The sequence below is a fragment of the Flavobacteriales bacterium genome, assembly GCA_016699575.1.
Classification (GTDB): Bacteria; Bacteroidota; Bacteroidia; order Flavobacteriales_F; family PHOS-HE28; genus PHOS-HE28.
In genome coordinates this window covers 1,643,984-1,670,396 of record CP064979.1, presented here as the reverse complement: position 1 = coordinate 1,670,396, position 26,413 = coordinate 1,643,984, and the positions used below count along the sequence as shown (strand labels likewise).

The 26,413-nt window shown below is 61.8% G+C and carries 13 protein-coding genes; 2 read left to right on the top strand and 11 right to left on the bottom strand.

What is annotated here, in order from left to right:
* Positions 1-35: 35 nt before the first annotated feature.
* The 4 genes from rseP to IPJ76_06845 all read right to left on the bottom strand — a co-directional run bounded on the left by rseP (position 36) and on the right by IPJ76_06845 (position 4,993).
* Positions 36-1,367 carry an RIP metalloprotease RseP gene (gene rseP, locus IPJ76_06860; protein ID QQR87938.1) on the bottom strand — a complete coding sequence of 444 codons (1,332 nt, stop codon included), beginning with the start codon at positions 1,365-1,367 and terminating at the stop codon, positions 36-38.
* Positions 1,368-1,453: 86 nt separating this feature from the next.
* On the bottom strand, positions 1,454-2,608 hold the full coding sequence (locus IPJ76_06855) for a 1-deoxy-D-xylulose-5-phosphate reductoisomerase (protein QQR87937.1): 1,155 nt from the start codon (positions 2,606-2,608) through the stop codon (positions 1,454-1,456).
* Positions 2,609-2,672: 64 nt separating this feature from the next.
* Positions 2,673-3,614: a threonylcarbamoyl-AMP synthase gene (locus IPJ76_06850; protein ID QQR87936.1), complete on the bottom strand. Its 942-nt coding sequence runs from the start codon at positions 3,612-3,614 to the stop codon at positions 2,673-2,675.
* Positions 3,611-4,993, bottom strand: coding sequence for a hypothetical protein (locus IPJ76_06845; protein QQR87935.1), 1,383 nt, complete (start codon positions 4,991-4,993; stop codon positions 3,611-3,613). The genes IPJ76_06850 and IPJ76_06845 overlap by 4 nt, the downstream gene beginning before the upstream one ends.
* Before the next feature lie 181 nt (positions 4,994-5,174).
* Between IPJ76_06845 and IPJ76_06840 the strand changes: the two genes are divergently transcribed.
* Together IPJ76_06840 and IPJ76_06835 are read left to right on the top strand one after the other, a co-directional pair.
* Complete coding sequence (locus tag IPJ76_06840; GenBank protein QQR87934.1) at positions 5,175-11,507, top strand: choice-of-anchor I family protein; 6,333 nt, start codon at positions 5,175-5,177, stop codon at positions 11,505-11,507.
* 153 nt (positions 11,508-11,660) lie between these two features.
* Positions 11,661-13,550: a delta-60 repeat domain-containing protein gene (locus tag IPJ76_06835; protein QQR87933.1), complete on the top strand. Its 1,890-nt coding sequence runs from the start codon at positions 11,661-11,663 to the stop codon at positions 13,548-13,550.
* On the opposite strand, the gene IPJ76_06830 is transcribed toward IPJ76_06835, so the two are convergent.
* The 7 genes from IPJ76_06830 to IPJ76_06800 all read right to left on the bottom strand — a co-directional run bounded on the left by IPJ76_06830 (position 13,551) and on the right by IPJ76_06800 (position 26,172).
* Complete coding sequence (locus IPJ76_06830; protein ID QQR87932.1) at positions 13,551-14,036, bottom strand: hypothetical protein; 486 nt, start codon at positions 14,034-14,036, stop codon at positions 13,551-13,553.
* A 296-nt stretch (positions 14,037-14,332) separates the two neighbouring features.
* Positions 14,333-15,313: a Na/Pi cotransporter family protein gene (locus tag IPJ76_06825; protein QQR87931.1), complete on the bottom strand. Its 981-nt coding sequence runs from the start codon at positions 15,311-15,313 to the stop codon at positions 14,333-14,335.
* A gap of 34 nt (positions 15,314-15,347) precedes the next feature.
* Positions 15,348-16,751 (bottom strand): T9SS type A sorting domain-containing protein, encoded by a 1,404-nt coding sequence (locus tag IPJ76_06820; GenBank protein QQR87930.1) that lies wholly within the window; start codon positions 16,749-16,751, stop codon positions 15,348-15,350.
* Positions 16,752-16,856: 105 nt separating this feature from the next.
* Complete coding sequence (locus tag IPJ76_06815; GenBank protein QQR87929.1) at positions 16,857-18,170, bottom strand: T9SS type A sorting domain-containing protein; 1,314 nt, start codon at positions 18,168-18,170, stop codon at positions 16,857-16,859.
* 2 nt (positions 18,171-18,172) lie between these two features.
* Positions 18,173-21,199 carry an outer membrane beta-barrel protein gene (locus tag IPJ76_06810; GenBank protein ID QQR87928.1) on the bottom strand — a complete coding sequence of 1,009 codons (3,027 nt, stop codon included), beginning with the start codon at positions 21,197-21,199 and terminating at the stop codon, positions 18,173-18,175.
* 164 nt (positions 21,200-21,363) lie between these two features.
* A complete protein-coding gene (locus IPJ76_06805) occupies positions 21,364-24,579 on the bottom strand; it encodes a T9SS type A sorting domain-containing protein (protein ID QQR87927.1) in 3,216 nt (1,071 codons plus the stop codon).
* Positions 24,580-24,639: 60 nt separating this feature from the next.
* Positions 24,640-26,172, bottom strand: a complete 1,533-nt coding sequence (locus tag IPJ76_06800) for a hypothetical protein (GenBank protein QQR87926.1) — start codon at positions 26,170-26,172, stop codon at positions 24,640-24,642.
* Positions 26,173-26,413: the final 241 nt, after the last annotated feature.

Sequence of the window (26,413 nt, the reverse complement as noted above, 5' to 3'; positions counted from 1 at the left end):
CCGTTGGTACGGGCGGGCTATGGCAAAGGTTCCGATCAGAACTGTCCGGTCGCCGCCTTGAAGATGTCGTTGCCGTTGGCGTACAGCAGCAAGCCGAGCAAAAGCACCATGCCCACCATCTGTGCGGCCTCCATAACTCGTTGTGGAGCAGGTTTCCGGGCCACGATCTCATACAGCAGGAACATGACATGCCCACCGTCCAGCGCAGGGATGGGCAGGATGTTCATGAATGCGAGGATGATGCTGATCAGGGCCGTAACGCTCCAGAAGCGCTGCCAATTTCCCCATTCACCAAAGAGCTGCAGGATGCTGCCGAACCCACCCACCTGCTTGGCGCCTTCGGCAGTGGCCAGGAGCTTCATACTGCGGGCCTGGCCCGTCAAAACCCCCATGCCATGCTCGATCCCGGCGGGGAACGCGCTCAGCAAGGTGAATTCCTCTTTGACGGCTGTGAGCAGTTCTTTCGGGTCACGCGGTCCTACACCGATCCGACCAGTGCTGTCCACCAGAACGGCCATGACGTGCTTGGCGCCGCCGTCCCGCTCCACGGTGAGGGCAACAACCTGCTCCTTGTGCATCTTCAGCCGGGCTTGGAAGTCGTTGAAGAACGGTGTCGCGACCTCGTTCACCGCCAAAACCTTGTCGCCCACCTTCACCGCACTCTTTGAGGCGTTGCCATCGGCGACCAACGAATCGATGAACAATGGGAAGCGCGGCGTGAAGAGTTCTTCCTTGCTCTTCTTCATCATGCCTTGATGGATCGATTCCGGAAGAGTAATGCTCACCTCCTTGCCATCGCGCTGCACGACCACGGTGCGCGTATCGCCCAGTAGCAACGCCCGGTTGAGGTCGTCCAAGGTTTTGATGTCAACACCCTCGGCACGTAGGATCATGTCCCCATCGTGGAAGCCCATATCGGACATCAATTCGCTGGGGTGAACACCATTCACCATGTTCGCTAAGGGCAAGGTTTCCCGGCCCCAGACGAACATCACCATGCTGTAGATCAGCAGACCGAGCAACAAGTTCACCACCACACCACCCACCATGATGATCAAACGCTGCCATGCCGGTTTGCTGCGGAACTCCCACGGCTGTGCAGGCTTGGCCATCTGCTCCTTGTCCATGCTCTCGTCCACCATACCGCTCAGTTTCACGTAACCGCCCAGTGGGAGCCAGCCGATCCCGTATTCGGTTTCTCCTTTCTTCTTCTTCCAAAGCGAGAACCAAGGGTCGAAGAACAGATAGAACTTTTCGACGCGCACTTTGAACCAGCGAGCTGGGAAGAAGTGGCCCATCTCGTGCAGAACGATCAGGAGGGCCAGGCAAAGGATCAGCTGGGGGACTTGTGTGAGTAGAAGGTCCATGGAGGAGTACAAGCTTCAAGTTCCAAGTCCAAAGCCCCAAGCTTCAAGCCACGGAATTGGAACGGAGATAGTGATGGTGTATTCTGTCAATTGGGCAGTTGAGCACTTGCCAGCCGACGTGCCTCTTCGTCCGATGCGGCGATGGCAGCAAGGTCCGGATCGGGTACAAAGGTCGCCTTCGCGAGACAATGCTCCACTACATCGCTCATCTGCAGGAAGCCAATACGCCCTTCCAGGAAGGCCTTTACCGCGACTTCGTTCGCCGCGTTTAGCACGCAAGGCGCGTTGCCACCTCGCTTCATGGCATCCAGGGCCAGGGCAAGGTTGCGGAAGGTGGACAGGTCGGGCGGTTCAAAGGTGAGCGCTGGGTACAGTGCAAAGTCGAAACGCGGCCAGGTGGTTTTGAGCCGCTCCGGATAGGCCATGGCGTACTGGATGGGCAGCTTCATGTCAGGCAGGCCCAATTGCGCCTTCATGCTGCCGTCGGTGAATTGCACCAAGCTGTGCACGATGCTCTGCGGGTGCACCACGATGTCGATCTGCTCCGCTTTCAGATTGAACAGCCACTTCGCTTCGATGGCCTCCAACCCCTTGTTCATCAGGCTCGCGCTGTCGATGGTCACCTTGGCACCCATGTCCCAGTTGGGGTGCTTGAGCGCTTGGGCTGCCGAGACCTTCTCCAGGTCCGCACGCTGCTTCCCGCGGAACGGACCACCACTGGCGGTGAGCACGATCTTCTCAATGGGGTTGTCCCATTCGCCGGTCATGCACTGGAAAATGGCGCTGTGCTCGCTGTCAACCGGGTAGATGTTGGCGCCTTTCTCACGGGCCAGCTTCGTCACGAGGTGCCCACCGGCCACCAGTGTTTCCTTGTTGGCCAGCGCTATGGGTTTGCCTTCCTCCAGCGCCGCCAGCGTGGGGCGCAAACCGGCATAACCCACCAGCGCCGTAAGCACCAAGTGGATGTTCTCGCCGCGCACGGCCTGCTCAATGGCCGCATCGCCAGCGTACACCTTGATGCCGAGCGGGAAGAGGGCATCCTTCACTTCGGCTAGTCGGCCCTGGTCGCCGATGACGACAGCATTAGGGTTGAACTCGCGCGCTTGGGCGATGAGCAGATCGGCGTTGCGCCCTGCCGTGAGCAGTTCCACTTGGAAGCGCTCGGGTTGCTCGCGCACCACCTGCAAGGCCTGCGTGCCGATGCTGCCGGTGCTGCCCAGTATGGCGATGCCTTTCTTCATGTGCCCATGCGGTCATGTGCTCATGTGGCCATGAGCACGAAGGGGCGCGAAGATCGTTTGCGGCTCAGTGCGCAGCCCTCCTCAGCCGGTCGTTGATCGCACAGCCCAACCCTACCTCGGGGAAGACTTCCGCAGCGATCATGTCCACGTCGCTGGCATCCAGACGGCGCAAAGCTGCGAAGAGGTTGCGGGCGGCTTCGTGCAGGTCGCCGGCAGGAGAGAGGACTTCGTTCAAGGCCTCGCCGTAGTTGCTGGTAAAGCTGATGACACCCATGCGCTTTCCGCGTTGTTCAATCATGATCGCAGCAGGTTCGCCGATGACGACGCGTTTGCGTGGTGCGTAGTGGCTGGCCAGCATGCCGGGCGCCTCGGGCCGGTCGCCAACAGGCGATGTGATCGGTTTGCCCAACGGGCCGATCACGGCTTCGATCTCCTCAACGGGCACACCACCTGCGCGCAGCAGCACTGGCGTGGGCATGAACCCGATGATCGTGCTTTCCACCCCAACGTTGCACGGACCACCATCCAGGATGTACGGCACTTCGTTCCCGAGCTGATCAGCAACATGCTGGGCGGTGGTGGGGCTCACATAACCGAACGGGTTGGCGCTGGGCGCTGCAAGCGGAAAGGGCAGCGAGCGCAGCAGTTCCAATGCGACCGGATGCGAAGGCATGCGCACACCCACCGTGTCCAGGCCACTGGTCACAACGTCGGGTATACTCGCGCGCTTCGGCAGCACCACCGTGAGCGGGCCGGGCCAGAAGCGCTCGATGAGCAGTCGCGCTTTTTCGGGAACGTGCGCTGCAACCTCGTTCAACTGCTCCATGCGACCGATGTGCACGATGAGCGGGTCGAAGCTGGGCCGCCGCTTAATGGCAAAGACCTTCAGTACGGCGTCGGGATCGAAGGCGTTCGCTGCCAGCCCGTAAACCGTTTCCGTAGGGATGGCAACGGCTTGGCCTTGGTCCAAGAGCGCGGCTGCCTGGGCAACGTCGGTGCCGATCATGGCCGCGAAGGTGCGTGATCGTCTTTCGAAATGGCATGCACGGGTTTGCCTTCCAAGCCGAAGTAGAGGGCGTAGCACTGGTTCACCCAATCGTGCGGGTCAGCACGTAGCTCATACAACGGCAGAACCAGCGGTGGATCGACGATCACGGGCAGCCGGGGTTCACTTCCATCGGCGCGGGATTGTTCGAGCAAGGCATAACGCGCGGCGAGCTGATGGTCGTAGTGCGCGGCACGGCCCGAAAGCAGGTCGAGGAGCGCGCCGCCGGTATTGCCTGTGAGCAGCAGTGCCAAACCAGCGACGAAGGGGAGGACTTTCCCCGAAAGCGGGACGGCCGGAAGCACAGGCCACTTCTTGCTGAGCAGTGCTCGGTCCCACGCAGTGATGTTCGCGAACCAGAGCAAGAGGAAGAAGCAGTAGGCCACGTTCATGGTGCGGTGCTGGCCGAGGATGCCGGTGCCCCAGTACGCAGGGAACGCACATAGGAAGATGACGGCGCCCAGTGCCATGGTAGTGAACCACGGGGAAGGGAGAACACGATCAGGATGCTCGCGACGCCATTGCCGTTGTAGCGGGAAGTAGATGATCGAACAGAACAGCAAGGCGGGATCGAACAGCCATGTAGCGCCAAAGCGAAGCGTTTGAAGAAGGCTCATCCAAGCGGAGTGCAGCACATCATGCGTCCCCTCGAAGAGCGCAGCACGAACACTGTTGCCGGGAGCGAGGACCACGGCACCTGCACAGACCATTGCGGTCACAAGCGTCGACCAGGTCGATGTGCTGATCGGTTTGCGGCGTGACAGGTCAAACGCTGCCGCCGCCGCCACCACCAACAGCGCAAGGATCATGTGCACCTCGCTGCATCCGGCAGTGGCTATGATCAGCAGGACGTTCACGACGCCACCCTTGCAGGCCATGCAACGCGCCAACAGGAAGACGAGAAGCACAGTGCCGAACTGATAGGTGACAGCACCAGTGTACCAATACAAGCCATCGGCAATGTCCGGCATCCCGTGGAAATACACTATGGTCAGGACCACGCCCAACGACCATGCCCGCTGGCTTCCACCGACCGTGCACGCCGCGATCGAGCGCATCGCAAGGAGCGTTGCGCCGAGCAACGCGACCGGTATGGTGCGGTACAACCACAGCGCATCCGTTCCGAGGACCAGCGGGCCTTTGCCCACGAAGAGGTTCGAGGAATAGCGGCCGTTCCAATTGAGGTATTCGCTGACCAGCCAGGGACCTAGCTCCCTTGTGCGTCCCTGGTGTGCGTAACTCCAATCATCGGCCATTGGATGAGTGAACAGCGCAAGCACCCCTAGTAGCAGCAGCGCAACTGAAGCAAACAACAACAACGGCCATGCGCGCGGTGCCATGCGCCGAAGATGCACGCAAGTTCCTGGGCGTTGCCGAGGGATCTCACATGGATCTCACGGAAGGGTAGCGTGTAAAGGCAATAGCCGTGCGGTGTACCCATTGCGGTGATGGATCGGTAACCCAACGCAGGGCCCATGGCAAGACACCCACCGATGCTTTGCACACCCAACGAACGAACTCATGAACACCACATTCCCCTGGCATCCCGGTCGCGCGGTCTCCCCGCACAACCTGCTGCACTCTGCTCTTGCAGCAGGGTTGATATCCCTTGCTACCATAGCGAGCGCCCAGATCTCCATCAGCCACGTGGGCACTTATGCCACGGGCAGCTACAACACGAGCGCGGCGGAGATCGTCACCTTCGATCCCAGCAGCGACCGCATCTTCTTCGTGAACGCGCAGTTGAACGAGGTGCGCGCGCTCGATGCAAGCAACCCGGCTTCCCCATCGCTCGCCTTCACCATCCCGATGGGTGCGTATGGTGTGGCCGCCAATAGCGTGGTGGTGGTGCCGGGTGGCATCGCCGTGGCCGCGGAGGCCAGTCCGAAAACGGATCCGGGCAAGGTGGTCTTCTTCGACAACGGCGGCAACTTCCTGAGCCAGGTGACCGTGGGCGCGCTGCCCGACATGGTGACCGTAACGCCGGATGGCACGAAGGTGCTGGTGGCCAACGAAGGCGAGCCGAGCGACGACTACACCGTGGACCCTGAGGGTTCGGTGAGCATCATCGACATCAGCGGCGGCCTCGCATCCATCACGGGCGCGAACGTGATCACGGTCGGCTTCGGTGCATACACCCCTTCGATGCTTCCCGGTGTGCGGATCTTCGGTCCGGGCGCCACCGTGGCGCAGGACATGGAGCCGGAGAGCATCACGGTGAGCGATGACTCGCAGAAGGCCTTCGTGGTCTGCCAGGAGAACAACGCCGTGGTGCGCATCGACCTCGCCACGAGCACGATCGAGCAGATCACCTCGCTCGGCATGAAGGATCACAGCATGGCGGGCTTCGGCATGGATGCCAGCGATAACCCGGCGGGCATCAACATCGCCACCTGGCCAGTGAAGGGCCTCTATATGCCCGATGCGATCGACTGCTACACCGTAGGCGGCCAGACCTACGTGGTGTATGCGAATGAAGGCGATGCCCGCGAATGGGGGACCTTCGTCGAGCCGCGACGCGTGGGCAATGCCGCATACGTGTTGGATCCCACCGTCTTCCCGAACGCGGCCACGCTGAAGCAGAACGCCAACCTCGGTCGCCTGAACGCGACCATCTACAGTGGCGATACCGACAACGATGGCGACTTCGACGAGATCCATGCGTTCGGTGCGCGCTCCTTCAGCATCCGTGATGCGAACGGTGCGTTGGTATGGGACAGCGGCGACCAGTTCGAGCAGATCACATCCGCAGCATACCCGACGAACTTCAACAGCAACAACAGCGCGAACAACAGCTTCGATAGCCGCAGCGACGACAAGGGCCCCGAGCCGGAAGCCGTGACATTGGCCGAGATCGACGGCGTGTTCTATGCTTTCATCGGCTTGGAGCGCATCGGTGGTATCATGGTGTACGACGTCACAGTACCGAGCGCACCTGTCTTCATCCAATACCTGAACAATCGTGATTTCAATGGCGATGCGGCCGCCGGTACGGCACTGGACCTTGGTGTGGAGTGCATCACCTATGTGAGCGCAGCCAACAGCCCTGATGGCACGCCCCTGCTGATCACCGGCAACGAGGTCAGCGGAACGGTCTCCATCTTCCGCGTGAATCCGCCGCCTGTACCGGAGGACATCGCGGTCTGGACCTATGAGCCGCTTCAAGGCACCAGCGCGAACCCGACGCCGAACATCGGTACGGGTGCTTCGGCCGTTGTAGGCAGCATGACGGGTCCGGGCACGGCAACGGGCAGCACCACGGGTTGCGCACAGGCCAGCGGCACCACCGCCTGGGCCATCGGTACCGCTAGTCCTGGAGCAACGAATGAGTCCTCGGGCGTTGAGTATCGCACGTCCACCGTGGGCTACGAGAACATCACGTTCTCCTACGATCATCGCCTGTCGAACACTGCCACGCGCACGGCGCGCATCCAGTACACGCTGGATGGCACTTCATGGGTGAACCTCACGCTGGATGGCACGAACTACGACAACAGCGCCTGCGCCAACCGCGGCGGTCTGGACAACGGCCGCATCGACGCTTCCGATCCCATCGGCACGAACGTTTCCGATTCATGGGGCCGTCGCACGATCGACTTCTCGGCGATCGCCGGTGCGAACAACAACCCCGACTTCGGTGTGCGCATCCTCGCCGCACATCACGCCGCCACGGGCCAGTTCCGCCAGGCGAACAACGTGGCCACGGTTGCCACCGCAGGCACCTGGCGTTTCGATAACGTGAGCTTCCAAGGCATCGCGGTGAGCGTGAGCACGGCGACCATCGACGCGCCCGTTCCCGCAATGCTCACCGGGTTCAGCACCCTCGAGGGCACGCCCAGCGATGCGCAGACCTTCACCATCACGGCCAGCGACCTCACCGCGGACCTCGTGATCACCGCCCCGGCGGGTTTCGAACTGCGTGAGCAGGGTGTTGGCAGCTACGGCGGCAGCCTGAACCTGACCGGTCCGGCCGTAAGCGCCACCGTCGAAGTCCGTCTCGACGGTGTTGCGGCAGGCATCTACTCCGGCAACATCACCATCGCCAGCACCGGCGCCACCGGCCAGGCAGTGAGCGTGGATGGCCAGACAACGGCCCCTCCAGTACCCGGTGTGCTTGCGGTGTGGACCTACGAGCCGTTGCAGGGTGCTGCGAGCAACCCGACACCGAACGTCGGCAGCGGTTCCTCCGCGCTTGTGGGCAGCATGACCGGTGCCACCACGGCCGCCGGCAGCACTACGGGTTGTGTACAGGCCACGGGCACCACGGCCTGGCAGATCGGCACCGCCGCTCCGGGCGCGACGAACGAATCCTCCGGCGTGGAGTTCCGCACCTCGACGCTGGGCCACGAGAACATCGTGTTCTCCTATGATCACCGCCACTCGAACTCCTCGACGCGCACGGCCCGCATCCAGTACACGCTGGACGGCAGTAACTGGACGAACCTCGACCTGGATGGAAGCAACTATGACAACAGCTCCTGCGCCGACCGGGGAGGCATTGACGCTGGTCGCGTCGATGCTTCCGATCCCATTGGAACGAACGTCTCCGATTCCTGGGGGCGCCGGGTCATCGACTTCACGGCGATCACCGGGGCGAACAACAACCCGAACTTCGGCATCCGCATCCTGGCGGCCCACCACGCGGCCACGGGCGAGTTCCGTCAGGCGAACAACGTGACGAGCATCGCCACGGGCGGCACCTGGCGCTTCGACAACGTGAGCTTCACGGCGGACGAGATCGTGCCTCCGACGAACTTCACTCTGCAGATCCTGCACGCCTCCGACTTCGAGGGCGCCGTGCCCGCCACGCAGGACGCTCCACGTTTCGCGGCCATCGTGGACAGCCTGGAGCATACCTATGCCAACTCACTCACGCTGAGCAGCGGCGACAACTTCCTGCCCGGTCCCTTCATGAGCGCCGGTGAGGATCCTACCCTGGTGGCACCGCTGAAGACCGCTTACGAGAACTACTACGGAGGACCTTTCGCGAACAACGATTTGCGCGCAGGCATCGGCCGGGTGGATTTCACCATCATGAACCTGATCGGCATACAGGCCGCGGCGCTTGGCAACCACGAGTTCGATCTGGGCACGAGCGAGCTGCGCAACATCATCGCCGGACAGAACAGCGGCGCCAACATTCGTTGGTTCGGCGCGCAGTTCCCCTACCTCAGCAGCAACCTGGACTTCAGCGCCGATGCCAACCTGAGCAACATCTTCACGAACACCCGTGAGGAGTGGACCTTCTTCCGGAACAACCCCGCGATGGGCGCCGCCGCCATCGCTGCCACGAAGAAGCTCGCGCCGAGCACGATCATCACCGTGAACGGGGAGAAGATCGGCATCGTGGGTGCCACCACGCAGATCCTCGCGAGCATCTCCTCGCCCGGCGCCACCACGGTGACCGGTCCCGATGCGGACGACATGCCAGCGCTCGCCGCCATCCTACAGCCGGTGATCGACGACCTGCGCAACCTGGAGGGCATCAACAAGATCATCGTGCTGAGCCATCTGCAGCAACTCACCTTAGAGAAGGCCCTGGCTCCACTGCTGAACGGCGTGGACGTGATCATCGCAGGTGGTTCGCACACGCTGATGGCCGACGCCACCGACCGCCTGCGCAACGGCGACGTGGCCGCCGAGACCTACCCGTACCTCACCACCAGCCTCGATGGAAAGCCCCTGGCGATCGTGAACACCACGAGCGAGTACAAGTATGTGGGCCGTCTGGTAGTGGACTTCGATGCGAACGGCGACATCGTGCCGTCCAGCATCGATCCGAACGTGAGCGGCGCCTACCCGGCCGACAGCCTCGGCGTGGTGGAGGTTTGGGGCGATTACAATGACGCCTTCACGCCCGGTAGCCGCGGCCAGGAGGTGGCCAACCTCTGCGGCGCGATCGAAGCGGTGATCATCGCCAAGGACGGCAATCTCTTCGGCCGCACGGATGTGTTCCTGGAAGGCCGCCGCAACTTCGTGCGCACCGAGGAGACCAACCTGGGCAACGTGAGCGCCGACGCCAACAAGTGGATGGCCCGCCGCTATGATCCTACGGTCACCATCAGCATCAAGAACGGCGGCGGCATCCGCAGCGCCATCGGCTTCGTGAACGCCGTGGGTGGCAGCGTAGTGCTGGAACCACCGGCGGCCAATCCGCTCGCCGGCAAGCAGCAGGGCGACATCAGCCAGCTCGACATCGAGAACTCGCTCCGATTCAACAACCTGCTGAGCACCCTCACGCTCACCGCCGCCGACCTGCGCACGATCCTCGAGCATGGTGTCGCTGCAAGCGGACCCGGGCAGACGCAGGGGCGCTTCCCGCAGGTGAGCGGTGTGCGTTTCAGCTACGATGAGACGCTCCCCGCGAGCGCCCGCATCCTCAACGCGGTGATCACCGACAGCGCAGGCGTCACCGTCGATACGCTGGTGATGAATGGCGCGGTGCATGGCGATCCCGCGCGCACCTTCCGCGTGGTGACGCTGAACTTCCTCGCCGGTGGTGGTGATGGATATCCCTTCAACACGCTCGGCACTGGCCGCGTGGACCTGAACACCTTGCCTGATGTTGGTCCGATGCAGGCTTCGTTCGCGATCCCAGGCAGCGAACAAGACGCCTTCGCCGAATACATGAAGAGCTTCCACACCGCTGCACCCTATGCTTTGGCCGAGACTTCCGCCGCGCTGGATGAGCGCATCCAGGAGGTGAACGACCGCACGGATTGCATCCTGCCGCCGCTCTACTACGCGGACAGCGACAATGATGGCTTCGGCGACCCGAACGACTTCACCACCAACTGCCCGGGCAGCGCGCCCGCTGGCTACGTGAGCGACAATACGGATGATTGCCCGACGCTTTTCGGTAAAGTGGGCGATAGCTGCGACGACGGCAACCCGAACTCGACGGGCGATGTGTTGACCGCGAGCTGCGTGTGCCAGGGGACGTTGCCCTGCACGGAGGAGCTGATCCTGACGATCGAACTGGACGCGCTAGGCAGCCAGACGACATGGTCGGTGAAGGAGAACGGGACGAACAACGTGGTGGCCAGCGGTGGTCCGTACACGGATGAAACACCGGGCCAAGTGATCGAGCCGATCTGCGTGGAGACGGGCTGCTACAGCTTCGAGCTCTTCGACAGCTTCGGTGACGGACTGGCTTCCAGCGGTTATGTCCTGACGGACGACCAGGGCCGGCGGATCATCGATGCCGATGGCCAGTTCGGATCAGTGAGCAGCAGCGTGATCCCGGGCGATGCGGACTTCTGCGTGCCCTTGGGCCCGACGTTCATCAAGGACAACTGGTGCGACCGTACGAACCTTACCCGTAGCAGCTTCATCTATGCACGCGGAGTGGCGGGAGCGACGGCGTACCAGTTCTGGTTCTTCGATCCGCACGGTTCATATAGCCGCCGGATCCAGAAGCCGACCACGACTTGTCAGCTGAACTGGGCGACGCAGCCGATCCCCTTGGGCGTTGAGCTGAACGTGAGCGTACGCGCACTGGTGGGTGGTACCTACACGACCTTCGGCAAAGTGTGCACGGCGTTGCTGCCCGGTGGTGTAGGAAGCCTGCAGATGCTGATGGAGGAGACAGGAACAATGCAGCTCTACCCGAACCCGACGCTCGGAGAGAACGTGACGCTGGTGCTCAGCGGCCTGAGCACAGAGGAGATGCAAGTGCAGATCACGATGCTGGACGTGTACGGCAAGACGGTGCTGAGCAGGAGCCTGGCCACGGACGGAGCAGAGCAGGTGAGCACGGTTCTGGAGCTGGAGGGCTCACTGGCCAAGGGGATGTATCTGGTGAACGTGACGGCAGGCGACCGATCAATGGTCGAGCGTTTGATCGTGCACTGATCGACCACAACACACATGCTGGGGGCTCCGTCGCAAGGCGGGGCCCTTTGCTATTGTTGGCCACACTGGCTTAACACCGCAGGTGGATGCGCACAACGGCGCGCACATATGGTTGTATCCTGCCCCTATGACTTTCGCAGCCCATCGAACAGCATGTACCGCCTTACCCTCCTCCTCGCCACGTTGTCTTCTTCCATGCTCCTGTACGTTGGTGCAAGCGCACAGAGCGGAAGCATTGACCCTGCGTTCGCCACCGGCACGGGGGCCGATGACCAAGTAACGGCCATTGTACCGCTGAGTTCCGGCAAGGTCCTGGTCGCAGGCTACTTCACGGAGTTCGACGGAACACCCATCGGAGGCATCGCACGCTTGAACAGCGACGGTACCTTGGACAACACCTTCGCTTCCGGCACCGGGTTCGACAATGCCGTGAACGCGATGGTCGTCCAACCTGACGGGAAGATCGTGGTAGGCGGAACGTTCGGTTCGTACAACGGATCGGCCAAACCCGGATTGGTGAGGTTGGCCGCGAACGGGGCCATCGATGCCACGTTCAGCACACCCGGGGTGCAGGGTGGTATCAACACCGTTGCCCTGCAGTCCGACGGGAAAATTCTCATCGGAGGAACCGGCGTGGCCATCGTTGGGGGTTTCACCTCCAATCTGGCCAGGCTTACCAGCGGAGGGGCCATTGATGCATCCTTCGACGTGGATCCCGGACCCAACAGCATCGTGCTGGCGAACAAGCAACAGACGGACGGAAAGGTGATGGTGGGTGGACACTTCACGGCGTACCACGGCGCGTCGGCAGGATTCTGCAACAGGGTGAGCAGTGCTGGTGCAACGGATGCCGCTTTCCAGGTCGGTAGCGGTGCGAGTTCCATCGTCCGGTCGATCGTTCTTCAACCCGATGGCAAGATCCTCCTGGCGGGATCGTTCACCATGTTCAACGGCACCATGAGCACCAGGATCGTTCGGTTGAACACGGACGGCACCGTCGATACGGGTTTCACGACGGGCAGTGGTGCGAACTCCATCGTGCATGCAATGGCGTTGCAGACCGACGGCAAGATCCTGATCGGCGGTCTGTTCAATCTCTTCAACGGAACTGCGCGCAACCGCATGGCACGCCTGCTGGCCAATGGCGCGCTGGACCTCGGTTTCGATATCGGTGCTGGAGCGAACGATGTGGTGCGCGCGCTGGCCACTCTGCCCGATGGCGACGTGCTCGTGGGTGGTGGGTTCACGCAATTCGATGGGGCGACGCGTGGTCGATTGGTGCGGCTGAACGGTGGTGATGGAACGGTTGCGCTTTCTGTCAAGGTGCTTTTGGAGGGACCGTTCAACAGCGTGTCGGGCCTTATGGGCGATGGTTTGAGGAGCGCTGGCCTTGTCCCGTTGTCCGAACCGTATTCAGCGCTCGGGTACGTGCATGTCGGTGGTGGGGGTGAAGCCACCTCCTCCGCAGTGCTGTCCTCGACCGGCAACGATGCCGTCGTCGATTGGGTCGTTGTTGAACTGCGTTCCATGTCCAACGCACAGACCGTGGTGGCCACCAAGAGCGCCCTGGTGCAGCGCGATGGCGATGTTGTGGGACCTGACGGCACTTCGCCGTTGCAGGTGACAGCTCCCGCGGGCAGCTACTATGTGGCAGTGCGGCACCGGAACCACCTGGGCGTCATGACGGCCGGGACGATCACACTGGGCCCCACCACGACGGTCGTGGACTTGACCGTGAGCGGAACGGCAACGTTCGGCACCAACGCCCGAAAGACCGTTGGGACGAAGCAGGTGCTCTGGGCCGGCGATGTCACCGGCAATGGCATCATCGCCTACACAGGTGCAGGCAATGATCGTGATCCGATCCTTGTTGCCGTTGGAGGTACCGTCCCCACCGCAGTGGTGAACGGGCAGTACTCCCGATCGGATGTGAACATGGACGGCTCAATCAAGTACACCGGCACATCGAACGACCGCGACGGGATCCTGGTGAATGTCGGCGGCACCGTGCCCACGGCCGTTCGCACGGCGCAGTTGCCGTGATCAGTTGCAGTTGTTCCCGAAGGCGGAGTTGAGCGCGAGGAAATCGCCGACGGCCACGGTCCCATTGCCATCGATGTCGGTCCAGCAACCTGAACACGTGTTGCCGAAGGCCGAATTCAGGGCGAGGAAATCCGATACGTTGATCATTGCATCACCGGTGACATCACCGGGGCAGAGGACAAGGTTGATGGGCCCTTCCATGCCGCTGTGCACGGCGCAGTGATAGTGGATCGTGGCTGGCATGGATCCGGTAGGTGTGATCGTGATCGTATTCCCGTATGCGGCGGGCGGGAATACCGTGCCGAAGGCATTGTTGGGTTGGTTGTTGATCAGGAACGGATGTTCGTCGGTCACTGTGGTGAGGTCGAACGTGTAAGACACTCCACGGGTGAGCGTCAGGGGCGCATTGATCGCCCCGTTGATGTCCCAGGTGAAGTTCGGTGTTGCGGTCACCACGAAGTCGGCGTTCAGGCCCGGAGAAGGCACTGGCCTTTTTGGCGGGCGCGGGGCTTTGCATGCGTATGGAACGGAGGTGTCCGCGTTGACAGGGAGGAACGACGCGGCGACGACTGCCAATGCGATGCTTCCCAGAGCACCGAACAGTGAAGTACCCATGTTGGGGTTATTGGATGCGACCAAGGAAACCACCGCTTGGATCCTGCAAGTACGGACAACCTGATGCTTGGGATATTCCGATGTGCGCTGATCGTTAGGGGTCCGCACCGGATAGGCTTTTTCGGAGCAACGCCGGCACAACCCGCTGGGAGCGACAAGAAAACCGTTCAAGCAGCCATACCCCGGGCAACGGAGCGGGCATGCGCGTGTGCCTTTTCGGGAAGCCAGTGGTCCAAAAGCCGTTCTGTCCGCCGAAGGAACGGAAGGCACAGCAATACGCCCACCACGTTGAACATCATGTGGGCATTGGCGATGCGCCGTGCATCATCAGCTGCGCCCGAAAACCATACGACGAAGTCGGTGAACGGATGGATCAACAATAGCCCCAGGATGATCGTCAGCAGGTTGAACAGCAGATGGAATAGCCCGACTTTCCGTGCTCTTCTTCCGCATCGGGCCGCTGCGAGGAGGGTGTCAGAACAGGTGCCCAGTTCGGCACCAAGCATAACGGCGATGCCGGCAGGAAGGGACAACAGGCCTTTGCCCGCAAGAGCAATGGCCATGGCTACCGTCGCAGAGGAGGATTGGAGAACCAGCGTGATCAACCCGCCCGTGAGCGAGCCTTTCAGTGGATCCTCCAACCCGTGGAGCAACCCTATCAGCAACGTGCTCTCCCGCAGGGGTTCAACAGCGGTGCCCATGATGAAAAGCCCGGTGAAAAGCAGGCCGAACCCGGTAAGCACGTTCCCTATCCCTTTGGCGGTCGGCGTTCGGCCCAAGTGCGCAAGCCCGATCCCCAGCAACAAGGGCACCGCGCTCCACGCACCAATATCGAAGGCGATGATCTGGCTGCCGAAGGTGGTGCCGATGTTGGCGCCGAGCACCACGGCCAAGGCACTGCGGAGCGCCAGCTTTCCGGTGTTCACCAGAACGATCACCAGGATGATGACCACTGAAGAGGAGTCCAACAAGGTGGTGGCCACGACCCCGACCGCTGTGGCGCTCAGTACGTGGGCGGTGTACCGCTTGAGCCAACGCTCCATGCGGTCCGACGCAATGCCGCGCAGGGCCTGCGAAAGCAGATCGATGGCATAGAGGAACACACCGAGCCCCGTGAGCACCAATAGCGTGATGCCCAAGGGCGACATGGCTACAGTCGGGTTGCAGTGCCGTGCCTTCCGATCAACGCTTCACAAAGGGGAGCACCAGCCGTTCGGTACCATGCACCACCGTGATCGCATAGGTGCCAGCAGCCAAAGCGGAGAGCTCGAGGGCAACGGAACGGTCCCCGTGGATGCGGCCAAGCTCTGCAGCAAGAACAACGCGGCCGGTCATATCGTTGATCGATACCGAGGTCGACGAGCCATTGGCGGCGCCCAAGAACAGCAGCGCTGTTTCGCTTGCAGGGTTCGGTGCCACCTGCGCGGTAAACCCGTTGCGGTGCACCTCGTTGAGGCCCACGGAGCCTTCGCACAAGCAGTTCGGGCTCCAGAGGTCATTGAAGGTGTTTGGGTCGTTGTCGTCGCAAGCGGTACCCGGCAAGGCAGGGCCACCAGGCACGTTCTCGCAATCGATCAAGAGGCCTTCGCACACGCAGTTTGCGCTCCACGTATCAGCACCCGTGTCGGGGTTGTTGTCGTCGCAGGCCGTGCCGGGCAACGCGGTACCACCGGCTTGACCAAGGCAGTCAATGGCTTGGTCCACGTAGGTGAGGGTGGGATTGCTGAAGATGTTCTCCACGGAAATGCCACCGCCTGCCGTGTCGCCGGGAACGATGGTGGCGTAGTAGTCGATGTACTCGTGGCAGCCCGGGCTCTGGCACTGGAGCGAGTCCGGGATGCCGATGCGCATGTTGAGGTGGAACGACAACTGGCCGCTCGTGGTGAGCTGCGCGATCAGTACTTGGTTGTCGTTGGTGCCGCCTGTGGTGCCGCCGAGGATGGCCCATGCACCGTTCGTAGTGGCGAAGCTGCCCCCGGGCGTATCGTTGAACACATCGAGGGTGAGGCCGATGGTGGTAACTGCAGGCACCGTGCCCGCGAGGAGGCCGTCCGCTGTTGTCAGAGGAATGCCGGCAAGGGCATCGGTGTTCGCCAGTAGTGGGGTGCCAACGCTACCACCGTCGTTGTTGGGGCCGCCCACGATGGAGCCGTCCGCATCGTCGACTTTCGGAAGACCCCAGTGGTCGTCGCTGGCCGCGCCCATGGTGATCCAGCTGTCCAGAGCAACGGTGTTCTCGTCCAGGCGAGCGGCATCAATGAGGTCGCCGGTCACATCACCGCGATCGGTGTTGTTCCAGAATTCCGTGGTGGTGGTGAGGTCGAGCGAATGCTCGGCGTTCCCGTACACGGATTCCAGGATGTAGCCGGGTTTCATGTTCACGAAGATCCTGTAGGTCTTCGCCCCTGCGGTCAATTGTGGAACACCACCGCCGTCAGTGTCCGCCGCATCGTTCGCATCGCTGATGTAGTAGGTCTCCACCACGATGCCCTCCAGCGCCATGCTGTCAGGTGGGGCGTATTGGGCCAATGCGGTCGAGCAGATGGCGGAAAGCCCGGAGGCGAGGAGTAGTGAGCGACGGATCATGGTGCGTTGAATGAGGACGCGAACCAACCTTGCCGATGTACCCTTGCCACGAACGAGGTCTTGCCGTTACGTGGCCGGCACGTTATGCCAATGTTCCCTTGCGGATCATTGCTTCACCAAACGCAGCGCCCGCTCGGTCCCTTCACTTCGGGCCAACAGCACATAGCTGCCTTGGGCCAGTTCCGACAAGTCGAGCACCATTGTGCGGCCCGGCTGAACGGCTTCGATACGGATCGTTCGGCCGGTGGCATCCAACAAGCGCAACTCGCCCGCTTCAGCACCGAAAGGCCATTGCACCATGAGGTCGCCATGAGCGGGGTTCGGCCAAGCTGCGAGCACGGAGGCATCACCGACGGCTTCATCCAGCCCAACCCCCGGACAAACGATGTTGATGTCGAGCCCGTTGCAATCCCCAGGGCCGTAGCAGCACAAGGCATCGATGTTGAAGTTGGCGTTCGGGTCGAAGTTGCAGGCCGTGGTGTCCGAACATCCGAACACGATGGCCGTGGCGCAGGAGCCGTCGTCGCAACCTGCCGTCGGATCGTACTCCAGATAGTTCGGGTCCATGCAGCCGCACTCGGGCGGGTAGTTCAACAAGCCGAACGCGGTTTCGTTGGCCAAGAGGGTGTCGTCGTTGGCCACATAGCGCAACACGTTGCCGAGCGAGTCGAGCAACTCCACGTTCAGTGCGAAGCTCAGCTCGCCGGCGGTGGTGATCTGCGCGATAAGGATCCGGTTCTCGGCTCCGTAGCCCACAACGCCAGCCGGGGCTTGCGACACCATGTTCATGGTGGTGTAAGCGTTAAGCTGGTTCATCTCGAAGAATGCACTGTCCAAGTACTGGGCGTCACCGATGAACAGGAATCCGGGCGGCATGCCCGTTCCTGGCAACAGTCCGTCACGGTCCGTCAAGGGGAGGCCAGCGTCACTGGCACTGTTCACCAAGAGACCACCGGGCACTGATGCGCTTCCCCCATCGTTGTTGGACCCACCAACAACGGAGCCATCGGTGTCGTCACCTTCCAGGACGCCAATGTGTGCTTCGCTCGCATCACCAAGCGAAAGCCAAGAGTCGAGCGCCACGGTGTTGTCGCCCAGATATTGGTCTTGGATCAAATGTCCGAATCTCTTGCCGCGGTCCCCGTTGTTGAAAAGCACAGCCGTGCTGGAGATGGTGAACGGGTGGAGACTATCACCGAAGAGGCTGCGCAGCTTGTAGCCCTCGCCCATGTCCAGGAACACGCGGTATGTCACTGAGCCTTCCTGCAGGAAACCACCATCGGTGTCCGTGGCGTCGTTCGCATCGCTGATGTAGTACTTCTCGACCACAACGGTCTGCAGGCCTTGCGCGCTGGTGGAGCAGGGGATCGCACAGCACAACAGCGCTGCCAAAGCGATGGAGGTTCGGAGGTTGCGCATGGTCAGATCCGGAAGGTGAGGCTCAGGATGTACTCGCGGCCGTAGGTGTAACGATCGAAGTCGAGGTCGTATCCGCTGTCGAACGAGTACGAGCGGCGCACAGGCTGGTTCAGCAGATCGCGAACGCGGGCCCGTACGATGAACCGCTTGCCGAGCTTCTTGCTCAATGTGATGTCCAGCAAATGCCTGGGCAGCTCGTAAACGTCGGGTTGTTGTACGCCCGCCGCGGCCACCACCGCCAGTTTGGGGCCTTGCACGTTGTAGGAGATCGCAACATCGAAACCGGCACTGTCCACGCGGTAGTTCAGCATACCGTTCACGATCCACGGCGCCTGGCCGAACATGGTGCGGGTGCGGGTCACGGCGCCTTCCACCGTTGTACGGCTCTCGATGAAGGTGATGTTGCCGAGCAGATCAACGTTGCGCAGCAGCACCAGTTTGCCTTCAAGCTCCACACCGAACGCTTCGGAGTTCTTGGCGTTCTGCCAGCTGAAGTTGTCGATGCCGAGCAGTTTCACCAGTTCGATATGGTTGGTGAACTGTTTGTAGAACCCGCTGAGGGTGATGTTGTGGCCGCGTTGGAAGAAGGTTTCCAGGCGCAGATCGTAGTTGTCCACGTAGGTCATCTGCAGCGTTGGATTACCGCGCACACGGCCGCGAAGGATGAAGTCGTCGAGGTCCACGCTACTGATCTCCCGGAAGCTCGGACGGCCAAGCGAGCGGAAGTAGTTCGCTCGGAGGTTCATCAACCGCAACGAATCATCCTTGATCTTGAAGATGGCGTTGATGCTCGGCAGGATGTCCAGCTCGTCGAGGACCCCCGGGTTGGCCACTTGCCCGGCGATGCGGTCACGGCCCTCATCATTGGCAGGCAAACCCAGGTCGTAATAGCTGCGGATATCGCTGATCAGGTCGGTGTGCTCCAAACGGGCACCCCCCACCAACCGCAACCGCTCGTTGATGCTGTAATCGCTCATCACATAGGCTGCACTGATGCGGCTGATGCCGATGTCCTCATCCAGTTCCGAGGAGTTGTTCTCGTAAACCAGGGGCGTGTTCGCCCCGTCGATGATGAAACGGTCATCGGTGATGAGCTCGTCCAACGGGACGTTCACTTCGCTGCCGGCCAATCCGCGCACGTTGTAGAGGATCTGGATGTTCTCCCGCTGGTTCCATCGGTAGGCACCGCCGAACATGAGCTTGCGGGGCCGGCCGTACACGCTGTCCAACGGGAATTCGAAACCGGCCCGGGCGTCCAGCAGGTCTTCGTCCATGTACCGGAAGCGGCGCGGAAGCGATGAGTTGCTGCTGAACTGGGCGACACCGGAGACCGTGTCCAGGAAATACACGATCTCACGGAAGTCGAGTATGTTCATCTGGCCATCGGTGTACGACGCGTCCAAGTTGATGCGCAGTTTGGTGCGCGGGAAGAAGTGCGTGGTACTGGCCTGGTAGATGAGCTGTCGCCGCTCCTCGTAGGTCTGGTCGGCACCGACAAGGATCTCCGTAGGTGCGAAGTTGAACTCGCTGCCCCGGTAATTGCGTGCATCGTTCTGGCCTTGTACGTTGGGCATGAAGAGGAACGAGATGCCGTGGTTGCGGTGCGGTTTGTAGCTCAGGTTGGCCAGCGCGCTCCAGCCGTGCTGCTCGCTGCTCACGCGTTGCTTGTAGTTGAAGATGTCGGCCACCACCTCGCCATCGGGCGCGCTGTTGGTGCGGGATACCGTGCTGTTCTCGTCGTACTTCGTATCACGCCCGTAACGGAACCCGACCATGAAACCAAGTGGCCGTTTGAACACGTTCACTTGGTTCCCCAAACTGATGGTTTGGCTGAAGTTGAGGGGGGCGGTCTTTTCCGTCGTGCCCCAGGCGTCGTTGTTGAACGCCTGCCCGTTGGCTTGCAATTCCTGGTTGAACAGCGGCACGAAGTAGGAACTGCCGTAATCGGCGTTGTAGTTGTTCACGGCTGTCGCACCGGCGTTGGGGTCGTTGAACAAGGCCGGGGCCAGGTAACCCAGTTCCACCAGCCCCAGCAAGTGGTAGGGGTCGCCGGCATTCATGGTGGTGGCTGAGGTGATCCCGTAGCTGTTCAGGTAACTGCCCAACCCGAGATAGGAGAGCTGATCGTAGATCGATGGATTTGCATTGTAGCGGGGGAAGTCGTCCTGGTCCACCGCCACTCCGTCGGGGATGCCCCGGTAGCCGTCATCGTAGCCCAGCCAGTCGGTATCGCTGCCCTTGCTGCTGACGATGTTCTTCCATGTGGTCTGCGGGTTGTAGCCCACGCTGCTGGTGATGTTCACCGAGAGTTTGGACGGGTAGTCCAACGTGTTCACGGACAAGAAGGCCCCCGACCAGTCGCCGGGCAGTTCAGGGCTGCCTGTCTTGGTGATGATGATGTTGTCCACCAGACCTGTCGGGAAGATGTCCAGGCTCACGTTGTTGGTGAACGGATCGAGCGTTGGTATGCGGGAGCCGTTGACCGAGGTGACGATGTAGCGATCGGCCAGGCCACGCACGCTCACGAAGCGGCCCACGGTGCTCACGCCGGGCACGCGCTTCACCGCGGCGTCCACGCTCGCATCACCGGTGCGGGTCATACGTTCAGCGCTCACATAGTCGAAACTCACGCCACTGTTCACCTTCATCCGGTCGAGGGCCACATCATCGCGGCCCTTGGTCTTCCGCCGGGCGGTCTTCGTGTAACCACCGATCTCCTTGGCTTGCGGCTCCAACACCACGTCGCGCACCACAACGGCACCTGCGGCCACGGTCACGGTGAATTCCAAGGTTGCATATCCCATGGCGGTCACCACCATTACGGTGGGCTCCGCGCTGGGCATCCGCATCATGTAGGTGCCATCGAAGTCGGCCATCACGCCCACGTTGGCCTGGCCTTTCACGCCCACGGTGGCCGCGGCCACCAGCTGGCCCTTCGTATCGGTGATGGTGCCGCGGAGGGTGCCTTGTGCATTGACGGACAGCGCCATGGCGCACAACAGGTAGAGCAGAAGGGAGCGCGCCAGCATGCCACGTGAAATGAGGCGGCAAGGCTATCCGGGCAAGCAGAGACAGGCGTTGCGCACTTGTTATCGCTGCGGGATCGCAGTGTTGCGGGATCGTTTCGTCTTCCTCCAAAGAGAAAGCCCCTCCCGTTTCCGGGAAGGGCTTCCAAAGGGACCTTGCAGTTGCCTTACTGGCGCACGAGGCGCTCGGTGAAGGTCTGACCGTCCACCACCACGTGCACGAAGTAGAGGCCGGCCTCCATTTCGTTGCTCAGGGTCATGGCATGGTTGAGGGTACCGGCGGCCACGCTCAGTTGCTCGCTGGCGATGCGCTTGCCCATGGCGTCGAAGATCTCCACCTGTGCAGCGGTGGCTTCGTCGCTCAGGCCTTCGATCATCAGGTAGAGCACTTCGTCGCGGTTCGGGTTCGGGTACATGCTCAGGTGAGCACCGTCCGTATCGAAGCTGGTCATGTCGCGGAAGCTGGCACCACCAGGGTTCTGCACCAGCATGGTGCAAGCCTTGCCGAAGGGTTGGTAGTTGCCGCCCACGAGGGCACGCACACGCACGTTCAGCTCCAGTCCGGTGGGGATGGGTTGTGTGGCCCAGTTCAGCTGGCACACGGTGGTGGGCTTCAGGATGCGACGGCTGTAGCTGCCATGGGGGTCGAAGAACCAGAACTGGTACCCGGTTGCACCCGCAACGCCTTGAGCGTAGATGAAGCTGCTCGGTACCAGGTTGGTGCGGTCGCACCAGTTGGCCTTCACGAAGGTGCCTGTCACTGGCAGGCAGAAGTCTGGTTCAGCACCGGCAACGATGCTGCTGGTGTTGCTGAACTGACCATCGGCGTCCACGATGCGGCGGCCGATGTCGTCGGTGAGCACGTAGCCACCGGCGCTGATGCCGTCGCCATTGGCGTCGAACACGTTCAGTTGGTAGCAACCCACTGCAAGGCACAGGTTCTCCAGCACGGTGCTTGGAGCGCCATCGGTGTACGGACCGCCACTGGCCACCACTGCGGTGGTCACTTGGTCGCGCACTTCCCAGGTGGTCTGGCTACCGAAGGCATCCAGTTCGATCGTCAGCACGAGGTCCTCGGTGCAGTTCGGGTTGAAACCTGCGCACTGGCAGTTCGCGCCGATCGTGTCGTTGATCGTGTTGATGTCGCCGTCGTCGCAAGCCGTGCCGGGCTCTGGGCCGTTGGCACAGAGGTCGTTGGCGTCGCAGGTGCCGTCGTTGTCAGCATCGGCGAAGGTGCCGGCGCAGTTGCAGTTGGCATCCACAACATCGTTCACCGTGCAGGGATCATTGTCATTGCAAGCGCTGCCGGGCTCGGGACCGCCGGGGCAAACATCATTGAAATCGCAGGTGCCGTCGTTATCGGCGTCCTGGAAGATGTTGCTCACACCGTTGATGGGATCGCAGCTGTCGAGCGTGCAGGGGTCGTTATCGTCGGGGTCAACGGCCGTTCCGCCACCGCAGTTGCAGTTGGCATCGAACACTTCACCCGTGGTGCAGGCGTTCAGGTCGTCGCAAGGAGCACCTACGGTGCAGCCCAGCACACCTGCGCAGGTGCAGTTGGCCTGGATCACATCGGTGTTGGTGGCAGGGTTGCCATCGTCGCAAGCGGTACCGGGCTCGGGTCCACCAGGGCACAAGTCGTTCGCATCGCAGGTGCCATCGTTGTCGGCATCCTGGAAGATGTTGCTCACGCCGGTGATCGGGTCGCAGCTGTCGAGGGTGCAGGGGTCGTTGTCGTTGGGATCAACGGCCGCGCCGCCGCCGCAGTTGCAGTTGGCGTCGAACACTTCACCCGTGGTGCAAGCGTTGAAATCGTTGCAGGGAGCACCGGGGGTGCACCCGAGCACACCAACGCACTGGCAGTTGGCTTGGATCACATCGCCCGTGGTAGCGGCATTGCCGTCATCGCAAGGCGTACCGGGCTCCGGACCGCCGGGGCACTGATCGTTGGCATCGCAGGTGCCGTCGCCGTCAGCATCAGCGAACGTACCAGCGCACTGGCAGTTCACACCGATGACGTCGTTGGTCGTGCAGGCATCGTTGTCGTTGCAAGCAGTGCCGGGCTCAGGGCCACCGGGGCACAGGTCGTTGGCGTCGCAGGTGCCATCGCCGTCAGCATCCTGGAAGATGTTGCTCACGCCGTTGATCGGGTCGCAGCTGTCGAGGGTGCAGGGGTTGTTGTCGTCGGGGTCAACGGCCACGCCGCCGCCGCAGTTGCAGTTCGCATCGAACACTTCACCCGTGGTGCAGGCGTTGTTGTCGTTGCATGGAGCACCTGGGGTGCAGATCAACGTACCGGCGCAGGTGCAGTTCGCTTGGATCACATCGCCCGTGGTGGCGGCGTTGAGGTCGTCGCAGGGCGTACCGGGTTCGGGACCACCTGGGCACACGTCGTTCGCGTCGCAGGTGCCGTCGCTGTCTGCATCGGCGAAGGTGCCAGCGCATCCGCAGTTGGGAGCGGTGCCGGTGTACACATCGTTCACTGTGCAGGCGTCGTTGTCATCGCAAGGCGTGCCGGGAAGGGCTGGGCCGCCCGGGACACCGTTGCAGTCAACGGCCAAGGGGAAGTTCAGCGAGGGGATCGTGACTTCCGCACCGGTGGGGTTGCTGGAGACGTAGTCGGTGAAGGAACCACCGGCCAGCGGGCTCACACGCATGTTCAGGTTGAAGGACAGGCTGCCGCTGGTGGTGATCTGGGCGATCAGGATGCGGTTGGTGCCGTTGGGGTCTTCGCCCTGTGCACCGCCAAGCACGAACCAAGCACCGTTGTTGGTGCTGAAGGTGCCCGTGGCGTTGCCCGTGAAGGCGCTCAGGTCGGAGATACCGATCGTTTGGGTGGTGATCTGCGCGCCGGTGGCAAGACCGTCGGCCGTCGTCAGGGCCGTGCCCATCCAAGCGGTCTGGTTCTCCATCACCGGGCTTCCTTCGCTGTTGGGGAAGATCACACCGGTCGCATTGGCGTCCGCGCTCTTCAGAACGCCGCGCTTGGTGCTGCCGGCCATGCCGAAGGTGAGGTAGCTGTCGATGGAGCAGGTGTTCTCATCGAGGCGCCCGGTAGCGTTGGTGTGGCCCAATGCCGTACCACGGTCGGTCTGGTTGTAGAAGAACGTGGTGGTACCGATGTTCAGTGGGTGGTCCGTGTTGCCGAACACGGTCTCCAGCTTGTAGCCCGGGAGCAGGTCGGCATAGATGCGGTAGGTGCGCGATCCGGCCACCAGTTCGGCAATGCCGTCGGTGGAGCCGAATTCGCTGGCCGCAGCATCCGCGGCCGAAGCCTCGTAGTACTGCTCCACGATGATCTGCTCGAGGCCCTGCGCTTGCACACCGATGGTGGCCAGCGCCAGACTACACCCGAGCAGGAGTTTCTGGATGTTCTTTTTCATGATCGTGTTGTTGTGGTGCGGGCGGTCCGGACAGGTCAGGACCGCCCTTCACCGGGTCGTTTAGTTGTCGCAGCTCTGGTTGAACTGGCTGTTGAGCTCCAGGAAGTCGTTCACATCGATGAAGCCGCTGCCGTTGATGTCAGCGGGGCATTCGATGAGGCTGTTGTCCAGGTCGAAGCGTGATCCGAGCGTCCAGCCTTCGGTCCAAGCGGGTTGACCGGGGGCGAAAGCACCGCGGTAGTTGGCATAGGTGAAGAAGCCGTCGGTGGGAGGCGCCAGCGTGGTGGTGGCGGTACCTGCAGCGGGAACGGGGTTGTAGGCACCGGTGATCGCGTTGGTCACCGGGTCGATACCGAAGCTGTAGTCGATCAGTGTGGGGTCGCTGATGTTCCCCTGGCCCGCGAAGGTCGCGGCATCGGCTCCGCTCGGTGCGGCGTTGTTCACGCGCAGGATCTCGGCCACACCCACGTAGGTGTTGTTGCGCACCTCCAGGTTGCCGGCCAGCCACTCGTTGTAGCTGTCAGCACCAACACGGGTGTTTGCGAAGTTGCAACCCACCGGGAAGTTGGCGATGATGCTGTTGGCGATGAAGCCGCGGTTCTTCTCCTTGTTCTCGATACCACGGTTGGCATTGCGGCCGATGATGGTGGCGTTGTACACCTGCGGATCGCTCAACGGGCTGTTGCCGCTGCTGCTGTCGTCGCCGTCGTTCTCCATGCCTTTGTCGCCTTGGTTGCCGGGGGCGGGCATCATAACGCCGAAGAAGAACTGGATCTTGCCCGTGTAACCATGGTCGTAGTCGATGTAGTCATCGTTGCAGAACATGGCAGAGAGGTACTTGCAGTTCACCGTACCACCGAACCACTCGTAAGCGTCGTCCTGGTTGGAGATCACTTCGATGTGGTCGATCGTGGTACCCCGTCCAACGCTGCCCATCGTAAGGCCGTTGATCTCGTTGGCCGCACCGATCACCGCACCACCGTGGCGCAGTTGCACGTAGCGGAGGATACCGCTGTTGTCATCATCGTTGAACACGCCGCTCACAGCGCCGTAGTAGTTGCGGGAATCACCGGCGGGGAGTCCTTCAATGGTGCCTACACCATCACCCACGGCCAGGCCGCCGTTGGCAAGAAGCAGGTTGTTGGTGGCTTTGCCCAGGATGAGCAAGCTGCCCCACAAGCCCTGGCCCGTAGCGCCCAAGGGAAGGTTGTTGTTGAGGTTGTCCGTTGCTGCAGTGAACACGATAGGGCAGCTCTCTGTGCCTTCGGCCCAGATCTGTCCGCCGCGGGCCACCACCAAGCTCTTGGCGTTGACTCCTGTACCAGCAGCGCCCTTGATCACGGTGCCGGCTTGGATGAAGAGGTCCTGGCCGTCGTTCACGTAGAGCAACAGGTCCAGGGTGTACGTGTTGTTGCACGTCAACACAGTGGTGTTGTTGGTGAGGTTGCCGCCTGTGGCCAGGGTGCTCAGGTTCACCGGGGTGCGGCTTCCCACCGGCGGACATCCGCAGGCTTCGCCGTAACCCTGCGCTACTGCAGGGCTTGCAGTCAGCGCCGTCAAGGCCGCCAATGCTGCGTTCTTCAGTGTTTTCATCGTACTGTTGGATTGGGGTTTTGGAAGTTTCCTTGTTGGGTTGCCGGACACGTTTTCCGGCGTGGCAAAACTTCCCGGTCAGCCCCGCGCGAGCGTGTCGGCTGCGCTGTCTTTCGGTTACTGGCGCTGTGCCCGATCGTTAACGCAATCCTGCGTGCGTGAGATCCGTGGGCTTGCTCAACGCAGGAACTCAACACAAGCCCTATGGCCCGCAGGCAAGCCTCGACCTGTTTGTTTCCGG